An 18,830-nucleotide genomic window follows, 5' to 3' on the forward strand; every position below is an offset into this window, starting at 1 on the left:
TTGCCGCGCGCGCGGGGCGTAATAGGAGTAGATGTCCTCGGCGCAGGCCGCGTCGCGCGCCAGATCGGCCGCGCCGCGCCAGTCGAGAAAGCCCTGCGCCACGCCAAGCCGTGCGACTTTGCCCCCCTCCTGATCGACGGCGATGATCGGTGGCAGGGCGGGCGCGGCGGCGCGCAGGGTGTCGGTGAGGCGGGCCAGTTGGCCGGGGCTACGGATGTTGCGCTCGAGCAGCAGCACCCCGGCGATTTCGCCCCGCGCGAGCATGCGGCAGACCTGCGCCACCTCAGGGCTTGCGGGGGCGGTGCCGCGAAACCCGGTCAGGATCATCTGTCCGGGCAAGGGATCGCCGGGCGCGCCTCGCGCCTGCCCGCCGCCCGTCAGTGTCGCGATCACGAACGGGGCCGCCAGAACCGCGCGTCGGGTCAGGGGTCGCATGAGATCCTCGTCGAAAACCTGCGCTGAGATCGCTGCGGGGAGTCTAACGCCGATCCCCCTCGCGCGTCACGCGACTTTGGGGCGCGCACCTGTCGGGCCCCGTCCCTGCTCCGGCGGATGCCCTGGAGTGGCGCAAACGATCAAGGAGAGATCGTGCGCCCCATCTTGCAAAGCTTCTCGCCCTCCTGATCGCGGCCGGTTGCGCAGCGGGGAATGGGGTCGTGGTCCGGGGGGCCGGGGCCCGACGATCTTCTGAAGCTGCGCGACGGTCCCGGCCTCGAGCACAGGATCGTCATCGGCCTGCCCGACGGCACGCGCCCCAACCGTGGCCCCTGCGTAAGGAAGGCGGGCACGCTAAGCTTAGCGGCTTCCGAAACTCTTCGCGAAATCTCTACTGATGCAATGGCCGACTATCAGCGCCCCCGCAAGCGCCGAGACGGCGGCAACGATCATCTTTGCCCAGATCGGCGCGGCGGGGGCTGCAAGGGTGACGGCCAGAAGCCCCGCCGCCGCCGCCTCGGGCGTGCCGGTGGTCGCGGGTTCGACGAAACGGTTGCGCACGATCTGCTGCATCACCACGCCCGCGACGGCCAGCGCCGCCCCAGTCAGGATCGCCGCCGCCGTGCGCGGAATGCGCGAGGCCGACAAGAGCAGCGCCGCCCGCCCGTCAAGACTGGCCGCGCCGACGAAAAGGCTGGCAAGGGCCAGCAGGGCAAGACCGGCGAGGGCTAGAGCCAGCGGGCGCGACATCCCCCCTCAGCCTTTCAGCGCCGCCAGAAGTTCGGCGAAATTGGCCATCAAGGCCTGATAGCCGCCGCCCGCGATGTAAAGATCGGTCGCGTTCAGCATCACAACATGTCCGGCCTTCGCGGCCTTGGTCCCCGCCACCAGCGGATTGTCGAGCGTCTACAGCGCCGAAGGCCCCTCGGCCCCGGTCGCTGCGCCGCGGTCCACCACGATCAGCCAGTCGGGATCGACCTCGGCGATGAATTCGAACGAGATCGCATCGCCATGCACCTCGGGTTTCAGCGCCGGATAGGCCTCGGGCAGGCCGACCGTGTCATGGATCCAGCCAAAGCGCGAGCCGCGACCATAGGCGGAGATCTTCGGCCCGTTCGTCAGCACGATCAGCGCATCGCCCTTGCCCTTGGCGGCCGCCTGCACCTGAGCAATGCGGGCATTGAGCGCGGCGGCCAGCGCCTTGGCTTCGGCCTCCTTGCCGAAAAGCGTGCCATAGGCCGCCAGACGCGCCCTTGCATCGCCCACGACATCGGCGGAAATCGACATGTCGAGCGTGGGCGCCACCTGCGCCACCGCCTCGAATTGCGCAGCCGAGCGCGCTCCGACCACGATCAGGTCGGGCGCAAGGGTGGAAAGCGCCTCGAGATCGGGCTCGAAGAGTGTGCCGATCTGGGTGGCGGCGGGAGCGAGGTAATCGACGTAAAGCTTCTCGGGCAGGCCCGCCACGGGAACGCCAAGCGCCGCCAGCGTGTCGGCGGCTGCGACGTCGAAGACGGCAAGCGTCGCGGGTCGCTCGGGCAGGGTGACGGGGCCGCGGGCGGTGGAGATCGTGACCGGTTCGGCCAGAACGGGAAGGGCGGCCAGCATCAGCGCCGCCGCAAGCGCAAAGCGTTTCATCGGGGTTCCTCGGGTTGGGCGTGGCTGAAACTGGCTTCGCGTTTCGGGTCATACCCCCTTGCCGCAGAAAGGGCCAGCCGATAGCCTACAAAAAACGTAAGGATACACGAATGTTCGTCACGACTGCCCGTTACCCCACGCCGCATGCGCAAAAATACATCGCGCAACTGTGCAAGCATTTCGCCCACAAGGTGCCCGCCGACTGGGACGAGACGCAGGGTCGGGCGGAGCTGCCCTCGAGTCTGATGCAGCTTCGGGCCGAGGCGGAGGCGCTGGTGGTGCAGATCACCGCCGAGGATGCCAAAGCGATGATCGAAGCGCGGTTCGTGGTGGATAGCCATCTGGTGACCTTTGCACACCGCGAGGGGTTCACCGGCCTTGTCTGGGTGCTTCAGGACGCGGCGGTCGGCGCGGGCTGACATCAGCGCCACAGAAAATCGACGGCGGTCGCGGCAAAGGGTGTGGCCGAGGCGCCGTGGCTCAGGCCGGGAAACTCCACAAGGTCCGTGCGCAGATCGCGAGCCAGGCTTTCTACTCGCCCGGCCATGTCGCGGCTGCGCAGGCGGGCAACGCGCTCGAGCCTCTCGCCTGCGGCGAGCGCCGCCTCGGGCCGCTCCAGCGCGCCGATCGTGACCAGCACCTTGGGCCGGGCCTCCCCCGGCGGCGGAGCGCCAAGCGCCGCCGGATCGGTCCAGATCGACGGACTGCCCGCCGCGACATGGCTGAACAGATCGGGCCGCGCAAAGCCCGCGCGCAGCGCAAAGGCGCCGCCATAGGAATGGCCAAGCACCATCCGATGCGCCGGATCTACAGGCAGGCTGGCCTCGATCCGGGGCAGGATGGTGTCGCTCAGCACCCGGACCAGCGCCTCGCCCCCCGGCGCTTCCACCAGATCGGGGCCGCGCCGGTCAAGGTCGATCAGCCCGGGGCCGGGCCAGCCGATCCCTACCACCACCGTTGACCGTACTGGCCCCGCCGCCTGCACCGAGCCTTGCAGCGCGAGCGCATCGCAAAGCGTGCCAAAGGTCCAGCCGGCATCCATCGCATAGATGACGCCATAGCCCTCGGGCGGGGGGGCGGTGGCGGGCCAGCGGACTTGCACGACAAGCGGCCCGGTCGGCCCGTCCACCTCGAACCGGGCCGAATGATCGAGCATCACGGCGGGGCCAAGCTCCTGCGGATCGGCGGCGGTGCCGGGCGTTCCCGGCAGCGCAAGACCGATTGCCATCGCCAGCACGAGCCGCATCAGAACCGCCCCATCAAAACCGCCGCGTCAGTGCCAGCGAGACGCTGCGCGGCTCGCCGCGGAAGTTGAACACGGTCGTGCCGCCGACGCGGGAATAATAGTCCTTGTCGAAGGCATTCGAGACCGTCAGCCGCAGATCGGTGTTTTCGTCCAGGCGCCGCTTGGCGGTCAGATCGACGACACCGTAGCCCTGGGCGCGGATGGTGGTCGTGCCGGACACCGAGGAAAACTCCGACATCGCGCGCAACTGCCCGCCAAAGGACCAGTCTGCAAGGGCCCCCTCGGTGAGATCATATTCGGCCGAGAGCTTCAGCATGTGGCGCGGCGTATAGGTGGAAAACACCTCTCCGGCCGTCGTGCCGTTGCGGTATTCCGAGTCGGATCAGGTGTAGCCCACCGCCAGATGCAGATTGTCGCCGATCTCGCCCGCGGCCTCGATTTCAAACCCGCGCACCCGCACCTCGCCCGTAGCGACGGAATAGGTGGTTCCCGGCACCGCCTGCGCGCGGTTGACCTGATCAAGCTGGAAGAGCGCCGCCGAGACACCAAGCCCCCCCGCCAGCTCCGCCTTGGCGCCGATCTCGATCTGCTGGCCTTCGAGCGGATCAAGCACCTTGCCCGAAGCATCCAGCGCGGTCTGGGTCTGGAAGATCTCGGTGTAGCTTGCATAAAGCGTGGTATCGGGGCGGATGTCCCAGGTCAGCCCGGCAAAGGGCGTCAGATGCGCACCCTGCGCAATCGCAACCGAGATCGTCGCCTTGTGGACATCTAGCCCGATGAACATGCTATCCTGCATTCGGTCTCTCCCCCATTCTTGAGGCTCGGCGCCAGCCAATCTGGCGCAACCCTCGAAGGGAGAATGCCGTGGGAGAGGCCGCCGACCCAGTCAGTTCACACCGCGATCATGGGATCTAAGGGCGACCGGGAATAACCGTGACCTCGCTTGTGTAACCGGGGTCTTGGGTTGCTCGTCTGCCGTAGCCATCGCGCCACGGCACCGGGCAGAAATGCCGCCGCCCCGCTGCGCCAGTCTTGTGCGTTCAAGCCGACCCATTACCGCTGATGCGCGTCTTGCGTTCCGGTCACTGCGGCCCTATATGCGAGTGTGAGAGGTTGGCGCGGGCGGACGCCTCGCCAACCCGGTCAGGTCCGGAAGGAAGCAGCCGTAACGATTCACGTCTGGGTCGCTGTCCAGCCTCTCACCTTTCCTTTATTGTTCTATCGGCAAAGCTTGGCGCTAGTCCGGTCCAGATGCCTGCAAAATTGGCTCAGGGATGGGTCAGGCTTACCGCCGCAATGCCGCCCAGAAACACGCCAATCGCCAGATCCAGCCGGGCCTGCACCTGTTCAGCCGGGCGCGGGCCTGAGGGCGGCGTCGTCAGACGGTCCAGCGCGCTTTCATAGGCCATGTCGCGCAGCAGACGTGCGGCCATGGCGGTATCGGCAATGGCCACCTCGCCGCGGGCAACGGCCTGATCCAGTTCGGCGCGAATCATCCGCTCGATGGCCAGCGGCCCCTCCTCGCGGAATTCATGCGCCAGCTCGGGGTGGCGTGGAGCCTCGGCGATCACCGCGCGCATGATCTCGACTGGCACCTCGGCAAAGCCCGCGCCCGGCGCCGGCAGCAGCAGCAGCCGCAGCCGAGCGGCCAGCGGCAGCCCCTGCTGGTCTTCGGACAACGGTCGCACCACCGCGCTGCGGATGCGGCGGACACAGGCGGCAAACAGAGACTCACGGCTGGCGAATACATCGTACAGCGTGCGCTTTGACATGCCCGCCTCTTGCGCGATCAGCGCCATGCTGGCGCCTTGCAGCCCATGCCGGGCCAGCACCCGTTCGGTGGCATCCAAAATCTGGCATTCGCGCTGCGCCGGGGTCAGCAGACGGGGGCGGCCCGGCCCGCGCGGGGCCTCGGCCCGCGCGCAGTCTTTGCCCAGGTCGCAGAAATGTTCCTCGGAAACCGTCGGACTCATGGGGCGCCTCTTTACAAAACCCTATGGTTTTCTTACTAGCAGAACAAAGTAATCTCGTTCAACCGCATTCCGCGCCGCCTTGGGGAACAGTCATGACGGATATTCGCTGCGCCTTCCGGGTCGCCCGTATCGGCGCCCTTTGCCTTTTGGCCCTTTCGGCCCCCGCCGCGTTGGCCCAGGACGGGCGCCCCGCCGCCGCCGTCACCGTTGTCACGATAGCCGAACAGGACATCACCCTGACGGCGACCCTTCCGGGGCGGGTGATCGCCTCGGGCGTGGCCGAGGTGCGCCCGCAGGTGGCGGGCATCATCACCGAACGTCTGTTCGACGAGGGCAGCGAGGTAGAGGCAGGCGACCCGCTCTACTTGATCGACGCCGCCAGCTACGAGGCTCAGGTCGCGGCAGCCAAGGCAGCCGTCGCACAGGCGCAGGCCACGCTGAAGGCCGCCCAACGCGAGGTGGATCGGGTACAGCCGCTGGTCGCAAAGGGCGTGACCAGCCAGCAGACGGCGGACGATACGATCTCGACCCGCGATGCTGCTGCTGCCGCGCTTCAGGTGGCCGAGGCGCAATTGCTGACCGCCGAAATCGAGCTGGATCGCACCACGATCCGCGCGCCGCTGTCGGGCATCATCGGCAGGTCGCTGACCACTTCGGGGTCGCTGGTGACGGCGGGGCAAACCGGCGCGCTGGCGGTGATCCGGCAGCTTGACCCGGTTTATGTGGACGTGACCCAGTCGGCGGCCGAACTGATCGCTTGGCGGCGCGGCCATACCGAACAGGGGCTGGGCGAGGCCGACCGCCGCGTGACGCTGAAGCTGGCCGATGGCAGCACCTACGAACATCAGGGCGAACTGACCGCGGCCGAGCCCTATGTGGATGAACTGACCGGCGTTGTCGTGCTGCGTCTGGCCTTCCTGAACCCCGAAGGTCTGTTGCTTCCGGGCATGTATGTGCAGGTGGAAATGCCGCAGGGCATGGCCCGTAACGTGATGATGGTTCCGCAAGAGGGCGTGATGCGCAACCGCCGGGGCCTGCCCATCGCCTATGTCGTCAATGACCAGAACGTGGTGGAACAGCGCGACCTGACCGTGCTGCGCGACCGCGGCAACACCTGGATCGTATCGGACGGCCTGAAACCGGGCGACAAGGTCATTGTCGAGGGGCTGCAAAAGGTGGCGCCTGGCGCCACCGTGGTGCCGCAGGAACGCGGCGCCAGCACACCTGCGCAGCCTGCGCCCGCCGGCAAGCCGCAGAACTGACCCAGAGCCCGGAGAGCCCGCATGGCACGCTTTTTCATCGACCGGCCTATCTTCGCCTGGGTGATCTCGATCCTGATCATGGGGATCGGGGTATTATCCATCCTCACACTGCCGGTGGCGCAATACCCGCAGATCGCCCCCCCCACCGTCAGCATCAGTGCCACCTACCCCGGCGCCTCGGCCGAGACGGTGGCCAACACCGTGACGCAGGTCATCGAACAGCAGATGACCGGCCTTGATGGGCTGCGTTACTTCAGTTCCAACTCGACCTCGGCGGGCACGGCCAATATCACGCTGACCTTTGAAACGGGCACCGATGCCGACATCGCGCAGGTGCAGGTGCAGAACAAGCTGGCGCAAGCCACCGCTCTGCTGCCCGAAACCGTGCAGCGACAAGGTATCACGGTGCGCAAATCTTCGGCCGGTTTCCTGATGGTGATCGGCCTGATCTCGACCGATGGCAAACTCGAACAGGTTGACCTGTCGGATTACATGGTCAGCAACCTGCTGGATGAATTTTCGCGGCTTGAAGGCGTGGGAGAGGTGCAGGTCTTTGGCGCGCAATATGCGATGCGGATCTGGCTGGATCCGGCCAAACTTGCCGCCTTTGAACTGACGCCGTCGGATGTGGTGGCCTCGGTGTCCGAGGAAAACGCACAGATTTCGGCGGGCGCGTTCGGGTCGCGCCCGGCGGTTGACGGGCAGATGCTGAATGCAACGATCACCGCGCAATCGCTGCTGCGCACACCCGAAGATTTCGAACAGATCGTGCTGCGCGCCGCGACCGATGGCGGGCTTGTGCTGCTGAAGGATGTGGCCAGGGTCGAGATCGGGGCCGAGAATTACAGCACCATAGGCCGCTTCAGCCGCGACCCTTCGGCCGGCATGGCGATCCGGCTGGCCTCGGGGGCCAATGCGCTGGATACTGCGCGCCTGGTCAAGGAGCGCATCGAGCAGCTTTCGGCCTTCTTCCCCGAAGGCGTGGAATATGTGATCCCCTACGACACCACCCCCTTTGTCGAAATTTCGATCAAGGAGGTCGTCAAGACACTGTTCGAAGCGATCTTCCTGGTCTTCCTCGTGATGCTGCTGTTTTTGCAGAACATCCGCGCCACGCTGATCCCGACGCTGGCGGTGCCTGTGGTTCTGCTGGGCACCTTCGGCATTCTTGCAGTCTTCGGCTATTCGATCAACACGTTGACCATGCTGGCCATGGTCCTGGCAATCGGCCTGCTGGTCGATGACGCGATCGTGGTGGTGGAAAACGTCGAACGCATCATGGAGGAAGAAGGGCTCGACCCGCGCGAGGCCACGCGCAAGTCGATGGGCCAGATCACCGGCGCGCTGATCGGCATCGCGCTGGTTCTGTCGGCGGTGTTCGTGCCGATGGCGTTTTTCGGCGGATCGACCGGCGTGATCTATCAGCAATTCTCGATCACCATCGTTTCGGCGATGCTTCTGTCGGTTTTGGTGGCACTGACGCTGACGCCCGCGCTGTGCGCCACGATCCTGCGCAACCGCGATTCGGTGCATATCAAGCGCGGCCCGTTCGGCTGGTTCAACAAGGGCTTTGACAAGACCGTGTCGGGCTATGCCGGCAGCGTCGGCTGGATCATCCGGCGGCCGCTGCGGATTGCGGTGATCTATCTGATGATGGTGGGCGGCATGGGCTACATGTTCGTCAAAACCCCGACGGGCTTTTTGCCGGCCGAGGATCAGGGGATCTTGTTCACCCTGATCCAGGCCCCCACCGGCGCCACCGCCGAACGCACGCTGGAGGTGGTCAAGCAGGTGGAAAACCACTTCCTTGATGCCGAGGCGGAAAACGTCAATTCGATGTTCGGCGTCGTGGGCTTCAGCTTTGCCGGTCAGGGCCAGAACATGGCGCTTGCCTTTGTGCAGTTGAAGGACTGGTCCGAACGCACCCGCCCCGACCAGTCGGCGCAGGCCATTGCGGGCCGGGCCTTTGGCGCGCTCAGCCAGATCCGCGATGCGATGGTGTTCCCGATCGTGCCGCCCTCGGTGATCGAACTGGGCAACGTCTCGGGCTTCGACTTCTACCTTCAGGCACGCAACGGCCAAAGCCACGAACAACTGCTGGAGGCGCGCAACATGCTGCTGGGCATGGCGGCGCAAAGCCCGCTGATCGCCTCGGCCCGACCCAACGGGCTGGAGGATGCGGCCCAGTTCAACCTGGATATCGACTGGCGCGCGGCGGGCGCGATGGGGGTTTCGGCTACCGATGTGGCAAGCCTGCTGTCGGTCGCCTGGGCGGGGCGCTATGTCAACGACTTCGTCGATAACGACCGGATCAAGCGTGTCTATGTCCAGGGCGAGGCCGAGGCCCGCGCCACCCCCGAAGACATCCGCAAATGGCGTGTGCGCAACGACAATGGCGGGCTGGTGCCGTTTTCCAACTTTGCCACCGGCAGTTGGGAGTTCGGCCCGCAGGGCCTGACGCGCTATAACGGCATCCCCTCGATGCAGATCCAGGGCTCGCCCGCGCCCGGCGTCTCGACCGGCGAGGCGATGGCGGAAATGGAGCGGCTGGCAGGCCAGCTTCCGCCGGGCTTTGCCCTGTCCTGGACCGGCCTGTCGCTGGAGGAGCGCGACTCTGGCAATCAGGCGCCGCTGCTGTATGCGCTGTCGCTCGCGGCGGTCTTCCTGTGCCTTGCCGCGCTCTATGAAAGCTGGTCGATCCCGTTTGCGGTGATGCTGGCCATGCCCATCGGCGTGCTGGGCGCGCTGGCGGGCGCCTGGTTGGGCGGGTTCGACAATGGCGTGTTCTTTCAGGTCGGCCTGCTGACAGTAATCGGCCTGACCGGCAAGAACGCCATCCTGATCGTGGAATTTGCCCGCGACCGGATGGAAGCTGGCGAGCCAATGATGGAGGCGGTGAAAGAAGCCGCACGGCAGCGGTTCCGCCCGATCATCATGACCTCGATGGCGTTTTCGCTGGGCGTGCTGCCGCTGGTTCTGTCCACCGGTGCAGGTTCCGGCGGGCGCACGGCCATCGGCTCGGGCGTGCTGGGCGGCACGATCTCGGCCACGGTGATCGGGGTGCTGTTCGTGCCGCTGTTCTTTGTGCTGGTGCGCCGGTTCTTCAGCAAATCAACCTGACACACCCCCCTAGGCCCGGCCTTCGCGCCGGGCCTAGGGCTGCACCCGCATCGCGCGCATGGCCAGTATCTGCACCACGATCCGGGCAGGCGAGACGGTTCTGAAAATATCGCCCATCATGCGCGCATCGGCCCGAAGCCCCGCCAACAGCCCATATTTCGACTGTTTGAACGGGCTTTTCACACCGGGCCAGTCCACCACGGCAATGCGGCAGCGGCGGCCAATGCAAAGCGTGTTGAGATACACCTCAAAGCCAAACTTTGGCAGGCGCAGCAACACCTCAAGCGGCTGATCCAGCAAGCTGCGCGCCAACACACGCTCGCCCGAGATATAATCCAGCCCGATGGCGCGCCATAGTCGGGGCGCGTTGTCGCGAAGGCTGATCGAGATATCGGCCCGACCGCTGCGCACCGGGGCAATCAGCGCAGCGATATGGGCGGGCGTCAGGCCGATCAGATCAGCATCCAGCAACAGCAACAGCGGTGCGCCCGCCGCCTCGATCCCCGCGGCCAGCGCCGCCGTCTTGCCGCGGTTTTGCGGCTGCCGGATCAGCCGCAGGCCCGGCGTGGTGGCGGCGATTGCAGCGACGACTTCGGCGGTGGCATCGGTCGAGGCATCATCGACCACAATCACCTCGGCCACATCGGGATGCCCCGCCACGGCCTCCAGAACGCAACCGATCCGCACCGCCTCGTTGAAGGCCGGTATGATACAGGACACGCGGGGGCTGTCTTTGGTCATGTCGTGTTCCGTCTGCGCAGCAGATACCATGTCACGCCGACCAGAACACCGACCCCGACAATCATGAACGAGGCGCGGAATATCCAGCTGTCGATCTGCTCCGAGGCATGGCCCAGCGTATAGCCGATGGCGACGAAAAACAGGCTTTTCGGAACCCCGGCCAGGAGGTTGTAGCCCAGAAAGGCCGCCGGGTTCATCCGTGCCGCGCCCGCGGCGATCAGCACCAGAAAGCCGACAGAATGGGTCAGCTTGCCCAGCAGCAACATGCGCCCTCCATGGGTGCGGAAATGGTCGGTCAACTGTGCCAGCCGCTGTTCATCCACCTTCAGCCGGGCGCGCCAGCGGGCCGGCAGCAGAGCCACCCCGCGCCGCCCCAGCAGATAGAACAGCGTATCACCAATCAGATCGGCAACGATCACCACAACACAAACCGTTACGATGTCGATGTAGGCCAGCCGCGCCAGCCAGGCCGCAATCACGGTGACAATCGGCCCCTCCAGCACCGCCATTGGCGCCAGCAGGGCCACGCCATGGGCCTGTATCAGCGGCAGGACAGATTCGACCCCGATCATGGCCGATCAGACCGGCGTGGCAGGCCGGGCGGGCGCAGCCATCGTATTGCCGCGCCAGACAAAATCACGCCCCGCCCAGGCCCAGGTCCAGACCGCGGGGACCATCAGATCACGCAGCAGCGCGGCCGCCAGATCACGCGGGCCCATCGGCCAGCCCGCGCCGCGCGCCAGCGCCGCCTCGGTGCCATACCAGACCAGCGCATAGGCAGGCAGGCTGGCCAGCGGCGCAGCACCCGCTGCAACCACGGCGGTCAGCGCGGCCATCGGGGCTAGGGCGCCGGTCAACACCTCGGGCACGAACAGCGCCGGAAAGCCAAGCCGCCGCACCCGCGCCCAGCGCAGTTGACGGCCCCAGACCTCGGCAAAGCTGCGCTGCCCTATGGGTTGGGCAAAAGGCTGCGGCGTCAGTCGCACGTTCAGACCTGCGGCGCGCACCAGCTTGGTTGCGTTCACATCTTCGGCGATTTCGGCACCCAGCGCAGCCAGACCGCCGGCATAATCCAGAATTTTACGGTTCCAGAACAGTGTCTTGCCCTGCGCAAATCCAAGCCCGACCTGATCGGCGGCCAATTGCCAGCGCGCCTGATAGGCGTTCAGAAAGGCGCATTCGACCGCCCCCCACAACCCCTGCGGTCGAATCCCCACTGGCGGCGACGACACCAGCCCCGTGCCCGGCGTCCACGCCGCGACCAACGTGCGCAGATAATCGGGCGGCAGCAGCAGGTTGCTGTCGGCCATCACGATCCAGTCTGACCGTGCTGCAGCCCAGCCCTTGGCCAGATTGTTCAGCTTGGGGTTGGTGGTGATCCGGTCTTCGCCGATCATCAGGCGGGCGCGAGTACCGGAATGGGCAGCGATCAGGCGGTGGATCAGCGGCACCACCGGATCATCCGCCGAAGCGGCGCAGAAAATCACCTCATAAGTGGGGTAATCAAGTCCAAAGCTGGACCCAAGCGTTTCGGCATCCAGCGGGTCAAGCCCGCAAACGGGGCGCAACAGTGTGATCTGGGGCAGAACACGCGGCATTGCGGGGGCAACTTTGGCGCGGCGCAGACGGGCCGCTACCAACACCGCACTGGCCAGATGCAGCGCCAATGCAGCGGCGCAAAATACGGCCAGAACGATCAGAATCAGGTCTTGCATGTCAGGCCACCACACTTGCGGCATCATCCAGCACGGCAACCGGCCCCGGTGCGGCTTGGGCCAGCGGTTTGCCCTCCCACGTCAGCAGACGCAAACGGCCACAGGCATCTTCGGCGAGCGCGGTGAAGTTCTCGACCCAGTCGCCACAATTGGCATAGATCACGCCATAATCGTCATGCAGATCGGCCTTGTGGAAATGCCCACAGATCACACCGTCAAAGCCAAGCTGCCGCGCCACATCGGTCAGCCGTTCCTCGAACCGGTTGCGATAGCGCAGCAGGGCGTTGACCTGCACCAGCGCCGCCTCGATCATGCGCGCCTCTTCCAGTTCCAGCTTACGGCGCACACGGTTGATCGCATTGTTCAGTCCGCGCACCAGACTGTCGGCCCAGGCGCCGAACTTGGACAGCCAGCGCGCCTGGAACAGCTTGGCATCCCAATGGTCGCCATGAACCACCAGATAGCGCTGCCCGTCGGCAGCCACATGGGCGGCCTGCTCTACCACCTCGATCGCCCCAAAATAGGTGCCATAGTGGCGGCGGAAGAAGTCGTCGTGGTTGCCGGGCACATAGACGATCCGCACCCCCTCGCGTACGCGGGCCAGCAGGGTCTGGATTACGGCGTCATGGGTGGGCGACCATTTCGGAGAGATCGGCTGCCAGTTGTCGAAGATGTCGCCGACCAGATAGATCACCTCGGCGTCGTGACGGTTCAGAAACTGCAGGAACCGGTCTGCCCGGCAACCATTGGCGCCCAGATGCAGGTCCGACAGAAACAGGCTGCGATACCGCCGTCGCTGTTCGGGCAGCGGTGACAGGATCTGATGGGCTTCGGGCTGGGTATGTATCGACATGCGACCTGCCTGACATTGGTTCCGATGGGCACCCCGATCGCCAACCGACCGAGCACAGCCTATCCTCACGCATGCAGCACAAGGAAATGCGACGAATTATGACAAAACAGCAAAACTTCGGCCGTTTTGTTTGCAACAATGGCCCTGTCAATGCCCCGCAGCCGCCCCGATTTCGTCCAAATGCCGGATGAATCTGACATCAGAACGCATAATAGTATCGGAGGCGGTCATGTCGATCATAGAAAACCTCGTTCGGCGACTGAAACCTGCGCCGCAGGCCGAAGCCACCGCCGAGCCGAAGGCGGCACCTGCGCGCCGCTTTAGCTTGGGCCGCGACCGTGAAGACCCGGTGATCACAGCACGTCTGGCTGCGCTCGCCGAACCTGCGCCCGCGGCGCGCCGCCGGAGTGTGGCGGCCCCCTCGCCCTTCCGCGTCAACCCGCGGGCCGAGTCAGCCTGAACATTAAAACTGCACCGTCACGCCCGGCAGGCGCAATTCCTGCATCAGATCACGCAGTTCCTGCCGGGCGGCGATGTTGGACATGTTCAGGCTTTCAACACCCAGATCGCGCAGATCCAGCAGCGTCAGCCCGCGTGGGAACAATTCGCGAAAGATTACCCGTTCCGAAAAGCCCGGCGCCACCCGAAAGCCGATGCGCCGCGACAGTTCCTCAAGCGCCGCGCCCACCTTCTTTTTGTTGTGCATCTGCTGCGCGCCCAGACGGTTGCGCAGCACAATCCAGTCGATCGGCTTCAGTCCTGCCCGCGCACGCAACTGCCGGGCCGCCCAGACCATTTCGGCATAGATCGACGGGCCGCTGACCCGTCCGGTTTCCGGGTCGATCCGGGCCAGCAGGTCAAAGTCGATAAAACTGTCGTTCAGCGGCGTGATCAGCGTATCGGCCAGCGAATGGGCCATCTGGCTCAACTTGGTATGGCTGCCGGGGCAGTCGATGACGATAAAGTCGCTATCCGCCTCCAGCGTCGCAACGGCGGTGGCAAGCTGCTGATCCAGCGGGTCTTGGCCGGGTTCCAGTCTGACCGCATCCACCTCTGGCAGAAGGCGGTAATTGGGCGTAGGCAGCGCCAGTCCCTCGCGCGCCAGAAACGTCATCCGGTTTTCAATATAACGGCCAAAGCTGCGCTGGCGCAGGTCAAGATCCAGTGCGCCGACGCGAAAGCCCATCCGCACCAGCGCGGTGGACACATGCATGCAGGTGGTGGATTTGCCCGATCCGCCCTTTTCGTTGCCCACGATGATGATATGCGCCACGTCTTCCCCCGCCAGACTCAAAAGGCGCGCCGTCTCCGGCGCGCCCTGTCCATATCTTGTGCGTTCCCTTTGGGGAAGCGCCAGTGGCTTAGAAGCCGAGGCCGGCGTATTTGTTCTTGAACTTCGACACGCGGCCGCCGGTGTCCATCAGCTTGGCCGAGCCACCGGTCCAGGCGGGGTGCGCCAGCGGATCGATGTCCAGCGCCATCTGGTCGCCTTCCTTGCCCCAGGTCGAACGGACCTTGAACACGGTGCCGTCGGTCATCTTCACGTCGATGAAGTGATAATCGGGGTGAATGTCTTTTCTCATTGTCCCGCTCCTCAGGCTTACACTTTGGGTTTGTAGTTGGTGACTTCGGCGATCCGGGCCGATTTACCGCGACGATCACGCAGGTAATACAGCTTGGCGCGGCGCACGCGGCCACGACGGACCACTTCGATCGAATCGATGTTGGTCGAATACAGCGGGAACACCCGTTCCACGCCCTCACCGAACGAGATCTTGCGAACGGTGAACGACGCCGCCAGCGTCGAGCCGCCTTTGCGGGCGATGCAGACGCCTTCATAGTTCTGCACGCGCGAGCGGGTGCCTTCGGTCACTTTGTAGCCGACGCGGATGGTGTCACCGGCCTTGAAGTCGGGGATGGTCTTGCCAAGCGCAGCGATCTGCTCGGCTTCGAGTTGCGCGATCAGGTTCATCGCAAGTCCTTTCATTTGCTCGCGGTTATTCCGCGAAGATGTGCGCGCCCTCAGAGCTCTTGGTCTTCATCCGGGTTCCTTCCGTGCTGTGCACAGAACGCCCGCCAGAGATCAGGTCGTCTTTCCTTGGTCAGCCTTTCGGCCATAGCCCGCCGCCAGATGGCGATATTCGCGTGATGCCCGGAGTGAAGAACTTCCGGTATCGCGCGGCCTTCCCAAACGGGGGGTTTCGTATACTGCGGGTGTTCAAGAAGCCCGTGCGAGAAGGACTCCTCCTCGGTGGACGCCTGATTCCCAAGCACGCGGGGTATAAGGCGAACGGTCGCGTCGATCAAGGCCTGTGCCGCAATCTCGCCCCCGGTCAGGACGAAATCGCCAAGGCTGATCTCTTGCACGCCGAAATGCTCCAGCACACGCTCGTCCACGCCCTCGAACCGGCCGCACAACAGCGTCATCCCCTCGGCCTGCGCCAGACTGCGGGCAGTGGTCTGGGTCAGCGGGCGTCCGCGGGGCGACAGATAGATCACCGGCCAGCGCACGCGGTCGGGCGGGGTGCCGATGCTGGCCTGCGCCAGCGCTTGGCCCACAACATCGGCGCGCAACACCATCCCCGCGCCGCCGCCTGCGGGGGTGTCATCGACGTTGCGGTGCCGCCCCTCGCCGAACGGGCGCAGGTCGATCGTTTCCAGCGCCCACAGCCCTTCGGCCAGCGCCTTGCCGGTCAGGCTCAGACCCAGCGTGCCGGGAAACGCCTCGGGGAACAGGGTGACCACGCGCACGGTGAAGGCGCCCTTGATACGGGGCGCATCGCTCATCAGTTCGCGCGGCCTGGCCGATGCCGAGACGGCCAGCCGACCATGCGACCGGGGCTTGGGCACTTCAGTCATTCGATCTGCTCGGGCGGGTCAGCCACAATCCGGCCCGCGCGCAGATCGACAGTGGGCACGACCGCGCGGGTGAAGGGCAGCAGCAGCGGCTGGCGCTGCCCCGGCGCGTAAACCTCAAGGATGTCACCCGCGCCGTGGTTGTGAACCGCGCGCACCCGCCCCAGCACCGCCCCGCCCGGATCGACGACCTCCAGCCCGATCAGATCGGCATGATAGAACTCGTCATCCGGCAATGAGGGCAGTTTGCCCCGGTCCGCCCACAGCGTGATGCCGCGCAGGGCATCCGCCTGTTCCTTTGTTGCCACGCCCGACAGCCGCGCCGCCAGCCCGCCCGCAACAGGCCGGGTCAGGCGGACGGTATAGCTGTGCGCGCCATCCTCGGTGTAAAGCGGGGCGTAGTGGGCGATATCTTCGGGGGTGGCGCAAAAGCTTTTCAGCCGCACCTCGCCATGAACACCAAAGGCGCCCGCGATGGCACCAACGCAGATCCTGTCCGGTTTCGTCATGGGCTGCGCTCCGACTGAAGCGACCGGGCAAGGCTGCCCGGCCAGGAATTTTAACGCAAATTCCGGTCTTATTCTGCGGCTTCGTCGGCCTTGGCGGCTTTGGCGGCCTTTTCGGCGGCGCGCTTGGTCGCCTTGGCGCCCGGCACGGCGGCTTTGGGGTTGTTGCGGGTGGTTTTGGCCAGAACGCCTGCCGATTCAAGGAACCGCGCGACGCGATCGGTCGGCTGCGCGCCCTGACCCAGCCAGTATTGCACGCGCTCAAGGTTCATCTTGATGCGGTCTTCGCTGTCCTTGGCCAGCAGCGGGTTGTAGGTGCCCAGCTTTTCCAGAAAGCGGCCATCGCGCGGCATGCGCGAATCCGACGCGACGATCGCGTAATGCGGACGTTTCTTGGAGCCCCCACGGGCGAGGCGGATTTTCATAGCCATGTCAGTTTCTCCTTAAGCTGGCTGTGAGCGGGGCTTGCGCCCGACATTTCTGGGTTACTTCTGAAAGGTCTCGTGGTGCCGGATCACTTCCGAGATCACGAAATTAAGGAATTTACGGGCAAACTCCGGGTCGAGATCGGCGATCCTGGCCAGATCTTGCAGCCGCTCGATCTGTTCGGCCTCGCGCGCCGGGTCCGAGGGGGGCAGCGCGTGTTCGGCCTTCAGCCGCCCCACCGCTTGCGTATGCTTGAACCGCTCGGCAAGGGTGAACACAAGGATCGCGTCCAGCCGGTCGATGCTGGCGCGGTGGTCCCTGAGAACCTCGGCGGCGCGGGTGGCGGCATCGGTCATGGCGTCCTGCGGGGTCATTTCTTCTTGCCCAGCCCCGACAGGCCGCCCGGCAGGTTCAGCCCGCCCAGACCGCCCATGCCGCCCAGACCGCCGGGCAGCTTGCCCTGCATCGCCTTGGCGGCCTCTTCGACCTGCGCGGGGTCCATGTTGGCCAGATCGGGCATACCGCCCTTGCCCAGCATCCCGCGCATCGCGTTCTTGAGCATCCCGCCCTTGCCCATCTTGCCCAGCTTTTTCATGGCATCGGCCATCTGGCGGTGCATCTTCAGCAGACGGTTCAGTTCCGACACCTCAAGCCCGGCCCCCGCGGCCACGCGCTTTTTGCGGCTGGCCTGCATCAGGTCGGGGTTGGCGCGTTCTTTCTTGGTCATCGAGTTGATCAGCGCGATCTGGCGGCGGATCGTCTTGTCGTCAAAGCCCGCGGCCTCGGCGGCCTTGGCCATCTTGCCCATGCCCGGCATCATCCCCATGACGCCCTGCATCCCGCCCATCTTCAGCATCTGGTCAAGCTGCCCCTTCAGGTCGTTCATGTTGAACAAACCCTTCTGAAACCGCTTCATCATCCGCTCGGCCTGTTCGGCCTCCAGCGTTTCCTGCGCCTTTTCGACCAGCGCCACGATGTCGCCCATGCCGAGGATACGGCCCGCGACGCGCCCGGCCTCGAAGGTTTCCAGCGCGTCAAGCTTTTCGCCAAGCCCCACAAAGCGGATCGGCTTGCCGGTGACCGCGCGCATCGACAGTGCCGCACCGCCGCGACCGTCGCCATCCATTCGCGTCAGCACGACGCCGGTGATACCCACCTTGCCGTCAAACTCGGTGGCGACGTTGACGGCATCCTGACCCGTCAGGCCATCAACGACCAGCAGCGTCTCGCGCGGCTGGGCGATGTCGCGGACTGCCTGCACCTCGCCCATCAACACTTCGTCGATGTGCAAACGGCCCGCGGTGTCCAGCATATAGACATCATAGCCGCCCAGCGTCGCCTGCTGCTTGGCCCGACGGGCGATCTGCACCGCGGTTTCACCCTTTACGATCGGCAGCGTATCGACGCCGATCTGGGTGCCCAGGATCTGCAACTGCTCCATAGCCGCCGGACGGTTGGTGTCCAGCGAGGCCATCAGGATGCGCTTGCCGTTCTTGTCTTTCAGCCGCTTGGCCAGCTTGGCGGTGGTGGTGGTTTTGCCCGACCCTTGCAGACCGACCATCAGCACCGCCGAGGGCGGGTTGTCGATTTTCAGCGCCTCGGGCTCATCATCGCCGGTCAGCACGCGGACCAGTTCGTCATGCACGATCTTGACGACCTGCTGGCCCGGCGTGACCGATTTGGTCACCGCCTGCCCGGTCGCGCGTTCCTGCACGGCGGCCACAAAATCGCGCGCCACGGGCAGCGATACGTCAGCCTCCAGCAGCGCCACGCGCACTTCGCGCAGCGCGGTGGCCACGTCGGCGTCCGTCAGCGCGCCCTGCTTGGTGAGGCGGTCAAAGACGCCGCCAAGGCGTTCGGACAGGTTCTCGAACATCTCGCGGCCCTCCTTGGCCAGATCCCGGCGCACCGGCAAAAACACGAATCGCGCCAGTGGGCGCAACGCGCTGACTGACGGCGATCCCCACGAAATGAGGGGACCGGAAGCCTGATGCCTCCGGGGAAATCCTGCGTTAGCTAGGGAAAACCGGGCGCAAAGTCAAGCCACCCCACCCCGCAG

At 65.4% G+C, this 18,830-nt stretch carries 20 protein-coding genes, 1 other RNA gene and 3 pseudogenes; 5 read left to right on the forward strand and 19 right to left on the reverse strand.

What is annotated here, in order from left to right:
* The 3 pseudogenes from C5F46_RS08015 to C5F46_RS08030 form a co-directional block, all read right to left on the reverse strand.
* A pseudogene (locus C5F46_RS08015) lies at positions 1 to 435 on the reverse strand (hypothetical protein); the annotation flags it as partial.
* A 420-nt stretch (positions 436 to 855) separates the two neighbouring features.
* Positions 856 to 1,185 (reverse strand): annotated as a pseudogene (locus tag C5F46_RS08025) (iron chelate uptake ABC transporter family permease subunit); the annotation flags it as partial.
* A gap of 6 nt (positions 1,186 to 1,191) precedes the next feature.
* Positions 1,192 to 2,073: pseudogene (locus C5F46_RS08030) on the reverse strand (siderophore ABC transporter substrate-binding protein).
* 110 nt (positions 2,074 to 2,183) lie between these two features.
* On the opposite strand from C5F46_RS08030, the gene C5F46_RS08035 reads away from it, so the two are divergent.
* Entirely contained in the window at positions 2,184 to 2,492 is a 309-nt protein-coding gene (locus C5F46_RS08035; protein WP_107324846.1) for a DUF2218 domain-containing protein, read from the forward strand.
* A gap of 2 nt (positions 2,493 to 2,494) precedes the next feature.
* Here C5F46_RS08035 and C5F46_RS08040 read toward each other — a convergent pair whose 3' ends face one another.
* From C5F46_RS08040 to C5F46_RS17255, 3 genes are read right to left on the reverse strand one after another with little or no spacing between them, the layout of a single operon-like run.
* Positions 2,495 to 3,319, reverse strand: coding sequence for an alpha/beta hydrolase (locus C5F46_RS08040; protein ID WP_107324847.1), 825 nt, complete (start codon positions 3,317 to 3,319; stop codon positions 2,495 to 2,497).
* 13 nt (positions 3,320 to 3,332) lie between these two features.
* Positions 3,333 to 3,662 carry a hypothetical protein gene (locus C5F46_RS17250; RefSeq protein ID WP_328588557.1) on the reverse strand — a complete coding sequence of 110 codons (330 nt, stop codon included), beginning with the start codon at positions 3,660 to 3,662 and terminating at the stop codon, positions 3,333 to 3,335.
* A gap of 39 nt (positions 3,663 to 3,701) precedes the next feature.
* Positions 3,702 to 4,115, reverse strand: coding sequence for a TonB-dependent receptor domain-containing protein (locus C5F46_RS17255; protein ID WP_328588558.1), 414 nt, complete (start codon positions 4,113 to 4,115; stop codon positions 3,702 to 3,704).
* A gap of 311 nt (positions 4,116 to 4,426) precedes the next feature.
* Here C5F46_RS17255 and ffs point away from each other — a divergent pair.
* Positions 4,427 to 4,523: signal recognition particle sRNA small type (ffs, locus tag C5F46_RS08050), an RNA gene on the forward strand.
* Positions 4,524 to 4,587: 64 nt separating this feature from the next.
* Here ffs and C5F46_RS08055 read toward each other — a convergent pair.
* Positions 4,588 to 5,292 carry a TetR/AcrR family transcriptional regulator gene (locus tag C5F46_RS08055; RefSeq protein ID WP_107324848.1) on the reverse strand — a complete coding sequence of 235 codons (705 nt, stop codon included), beginning with the start codon at positions 5,290 to 5,292 and terminating at the stop codon, positions 4,588 to 4,590.
* 92 nt (positions 5,293 to 5,384) lie between these two features.
* Between C5F46_RS08055 and C5F46_RS08060 the strand changes: the two genes are divergently transcribed.
* Complete coding sequence (locus C5F46_RS08060; RefSeq protein ID WP_181317741.1) at positions 5,385 to 6,554, forward strand: efflux RND transporter periplasmic adaptor subunit; 1,170 nt, start codon at positions 5,385 to 5,387, stop codon at positions 6,552 to 6,554.
* Positions 6,555 to 6,575: 21 nt separating this feature from the next.
* Entirely contained in the window at positions 6,576 to 9,674 is a 3,099-nt protein-coding gene (locus C5F46_RS08065) for an efflux RND transporter permease subunit (RefSeq protein ID WP_107324850.1), read from the forward strand.
* 33 nt (positions 9,675 to 9,707) lie between these two features.
* On the opposite strand, the gene C5F46_RS08070 is transcribed toward C5F46_RS08065, so the two are convergent.
* The 4 genes from C5F46_RS08070 to C5F46_RS08085 are packed head-to-tail and all read right to left on the reverse strand — an operon-like array spanning position 9,708 to position 12,983.
* Positions 9,708 to 10,415: a glycosyltransferase family 2 protein gene (locus C5F46_RS08070; protein ID WP_107324851.1), complete on the reverse strand. Its 708-nt coding sequence runs from the start codon at positions 10,413 to 10,415 to the stop codon at positions 9,708 to 9,710.
* A complete protein-coding gene (locus C5F46_RS08075) occupies positions 10,412 to 10,987 on the reverse strand; it encodes a DedA family protein (protein ID WP_107324852.1) in 576 nt (191 codons plus the stop codon). The genes C5F46_RS08070 and C5F46_RS08075 overlap by 4 nt, the downstream gene beginning before the upstream one ends.
* 6 nt (positions 10,988 to 10,993) lie before the next feature.
* Complete coding sequence (locus tag C5F46_RS08080) at positions 10,994 to 12,130, reverse strand: ceramide glucosyltransferase (protein ID WP_107324853.1); 1,137 nt, start codon at positions 12,128 to 12,130, stop codon at positions 10,994 to 10,996.
* A gap of 1 nt (position 12,131) precedes the next feature.
* The gene (locus C5F46_RS08085) at positions 12,132 to 12,983 is read right to left on the reverse strand and encodes a UDP-2,3-diacylglucosamine diphosphatase (RefSeq protein ID WP_107324854.1); all 852 of its coding nucleotides are present in this window, start codon (positions 12,981 to 12,983) and stop codon (positions 12,132 to 12,134) included.
* A 229-nt stretch (positions 12,984 to 13,212) separates the two neighbouring features.
* On the opposite strand from C5F46_RS08085, the gene C5F46_RS08090 reads away from it, so the two are divergent.
* Positions 13,213 to 13,443: a hypothetical protein gene (locus C5F46_RS08090; RefSeq protein ID WP_107324855.1), complete on the forward strand. Its 231-nt coding sequence runs from the start codon at positions 13,213 to 13,215 to the stop codon at positions 13,441 to 13,443.
* 3 nt (positions 13,444 to 13,446) lie between these two features.
* On the opposite strand, the gene C5F46_RS08095 is transcribed toward C5F46_RS08090, so the two are convergent.
* The 8 genes from C5F46_RS08095 to ffh form a co-directional block, all read right to left on the reverse strand.
* On the reverse strand, positions 13,447 to 14,256 hold the full coding sequence (locus C5F46_RS08095) for a division plane positioning ATPase MipZ (protein WP_107324856.1): 810 nt from the start codon (positions 14,254 to 14,256) through the stop codon (positions 13,447 to 13,449).
* Positions 14,257 to 14,344: 88 nt separating this feature from the next.
* Positions 14,345 to 14,566 carry a 50S ribosomal protein L31 gene (gene rpmE, locus C5F46_RS08100; protein ID WP_107324857.1) on the reverse strand — a complete coding sequence of 74 codons (222 nt, stop codon included), beginning with the start codon at positions 14,564 to 14,566 and terminating at the stop codon, positions 14,345 to 14,347.
* Between the two features lie 17 nt (positions 14,567 to 14,583).
* On the reverse strand, positions 14,584 to 14,955 hold the full coding sequence (gene rplS / locus C5F46_RS08105) for a 50S ribosomal protein L19 (RefSeq protein ID WP_107324915.1): 372 nt from the start codon (positions 14,953 to 14,955) through the stop codon (positions 14,584 to 14,586).
* A gap of 50 nt (positions 14,956 to 15,005) precedes the next feature.
* On the reverse strand, positions 15,006 to 15,842 hold the full coding sequence (gene trmD / locus C5F46_RS08110; protein ID WP_107324858.1) for a tRNA (guanosine(37)-N1)-methyltransferase TrmD: 837 nt from the start codon (positions 15,840 to 15,842) through the stop codon (positions 15,006 to 15,008).
* Positions 15,839 to 16,348: a ribosome maturation factor RimM gene (gene rimM / locus C5F46_RS08115; protein ID WP_107324859.1), complete on the reverse strand. Its 510-nt coding sequence runs from the start codon at positions 16,346 to 16,348 to the stop codon at positions 15,839 to 15,841. The genes trmD and rimM overlap by 4 nt, the downstream gene beginning before the upstream one ends.
* A 68-nt stretch (positions 16,349 to 16,416) precedes the next feature.
* Positions 16,417 to 16,776 carry a 30S ribosomal protein S16 gene (rpsP, locus tag C5F46_RS08120; RefSeq protein ID WP_107324860.1) on the reverse strand — a complete coding sequence of 120 codons (360 nt, stop codon included), beginning with the start codon at positions 16,774 to 16,776 and terminating at the stop codon, positions 16,417 to 16,419.
* 54 nt (positions 16,777 to 16,830) lie between these two features.
* Entirely contained in the window at positions 16,831 to 17,127 is a 297-nt protein-coding gene (locus C5F46_RS08125) for a chorismate mutase (RefSeq protein WP_107324916.1), read from the reverse strand.
* 14 nt (positions 17,128 to 17,141) lie between these two features.
* Positions 17,142 to 18,647, reverse strand: coding sequence for a signal recognition particle protein (ffh, locus tag C5F46_RS08130; RefSeq protein WP_107324917.1), 1,506 nt, complete (start codon positions 18,645 to 18,647; stop codon positions 17,142 to 17,144).
* Positions 18,648 to 18,830: the final 183 nt, after the last annotated feature.

It is taken from the genome of Phaeovulum veldkampii DSM 11550 (assembly GCF_003034995.1).
In the GTDB taxonomy this organism is placed as follows: domain Bacteria; phylum Pseudomonadota; class Alphaproteobacteria; order Rhodobacterales; family Rhodobacteraceae; genus Phaeovulum; species Phaeovulum veldkampii.

Coding starts and splice junctions, on each gene's coding strand:
- rplS (WP_107324915.1), bottom strand. CDS start 14,955: ATGAACCTGATCGCGCAACTCGAAGCCGAGCAGATCGCTGCGCTTGGC.
- C5F46_RS08075 (WP_107324852.1), bottom strand. CDS start 10,987: ATGATCGGGGTCGAATCTGTCCTGCCGCTGATACAGGCCCATGGCGTG.
- C5F46_RS08055 (WP_107324848.1), bottom strand. CDS start 5,292: ATGAGTCCGACGGTTTCCGAGGAACATTTCTGCGACCTGGGCAAAGAC.
- rpsP (WP_107324860.1), bottom strand. CDS start 16,776: ATGGCTATGAAAATCCGCCTCGCCCGTGGGGGCTCCAAGAAACGTCCG.
- ffh (WP_107324917.1), bottom strand. CDS start 18,647: ATGTTCGAGAACCTGTCCGAACGCCTTGGCGGCGTCTTTGACCGCCTC.
- C5F46_RS17255 (WP_328588558.1), bottom strand. CDS start 4,115: ATGCAGGATAGCATGTTCATCGGGCTAGATGTCCACAAGGCGACGATC.
- trmD (WP_107324858.1), bottom strand. CDS start 15,842: ATGACTGAAGTGCCCAAGCCCCGGTCGCATGGTCGGCTGGCCGTCTCG.
- rpmE (WP_107324857.1), bottom strand. CDS start 14,566: ATGAGAAAAGACATTCACCCCGATTATCACTTCATCGACGTGAAGATG.
- C5F46_RS08070 (WP_107324851.1), bottom strand. CDS start 10,415: ATGACCAAAGACAGCCCCCGCGTGTCCTGTATCATACCGGCCTTCAAC.
- C5F46_RS08035 (WP_107324846.1), top strand. CDS start 2,184: ATGTTCGTCACGACTGCCCGTTACCCCACGCCGCATGCGCAAAAATAC.
- rimM (WP_107324859.1), bottom strand. CDS start 16,348: ATGACGAAACCGGACAGGATCTGCGTTGGTGCCATCGCGGGCGCCTTT.
- C5F46_RS08060 (WP_181317741.1), top strand. CDS start 5,385: ATGACGGATATTCGCTGCGCCTTCCGGGTCGCCCGTATCGGCGCCCTT.
- C5F46_RS08085 (WP_107324854.1), bottom strand. CDS start 12,983: ATGTCGATACATACCCAGCCCGAAGCCCATCAGATCCTGTCACCGCTG.
- C5F46_RS08080 (WP_107324853.1), bottom strand. CDS start 12,130: ATGCAAGACCTGATTCTGATCGTTCTGGCCGTATTTTGCGCCGCTGCA.
- C5F46_RS08040 (WP_107324847.1), bottom strand. CDS start 3,319: ATGCGGCTCGTGCTGGCGATGGCAATCGGTCTTGCGCTGCCGGGAACG.
- C5F46_RS08090 (WP_107324855.1), top strand. CDS start 13,213: ATGTCGATCATAGAAAACCTCGTTCGGCGACTGAAACCTGCGCCGCAG.
- C5F46_RS08065 (WP_107324850.1), top strand. CDS start 6,576: ATGGCACGCTTTTTCATCGACCGGCCTATCTTCGCCTGGGTGATCTCG.
- C5F46_RS08125 (WP_107324916.1), bottom strand. CDS start 17,127: ATGACCGATGCCGCCACCCGCGCCGCCGAGGTTCTCAGGGACCACCGC.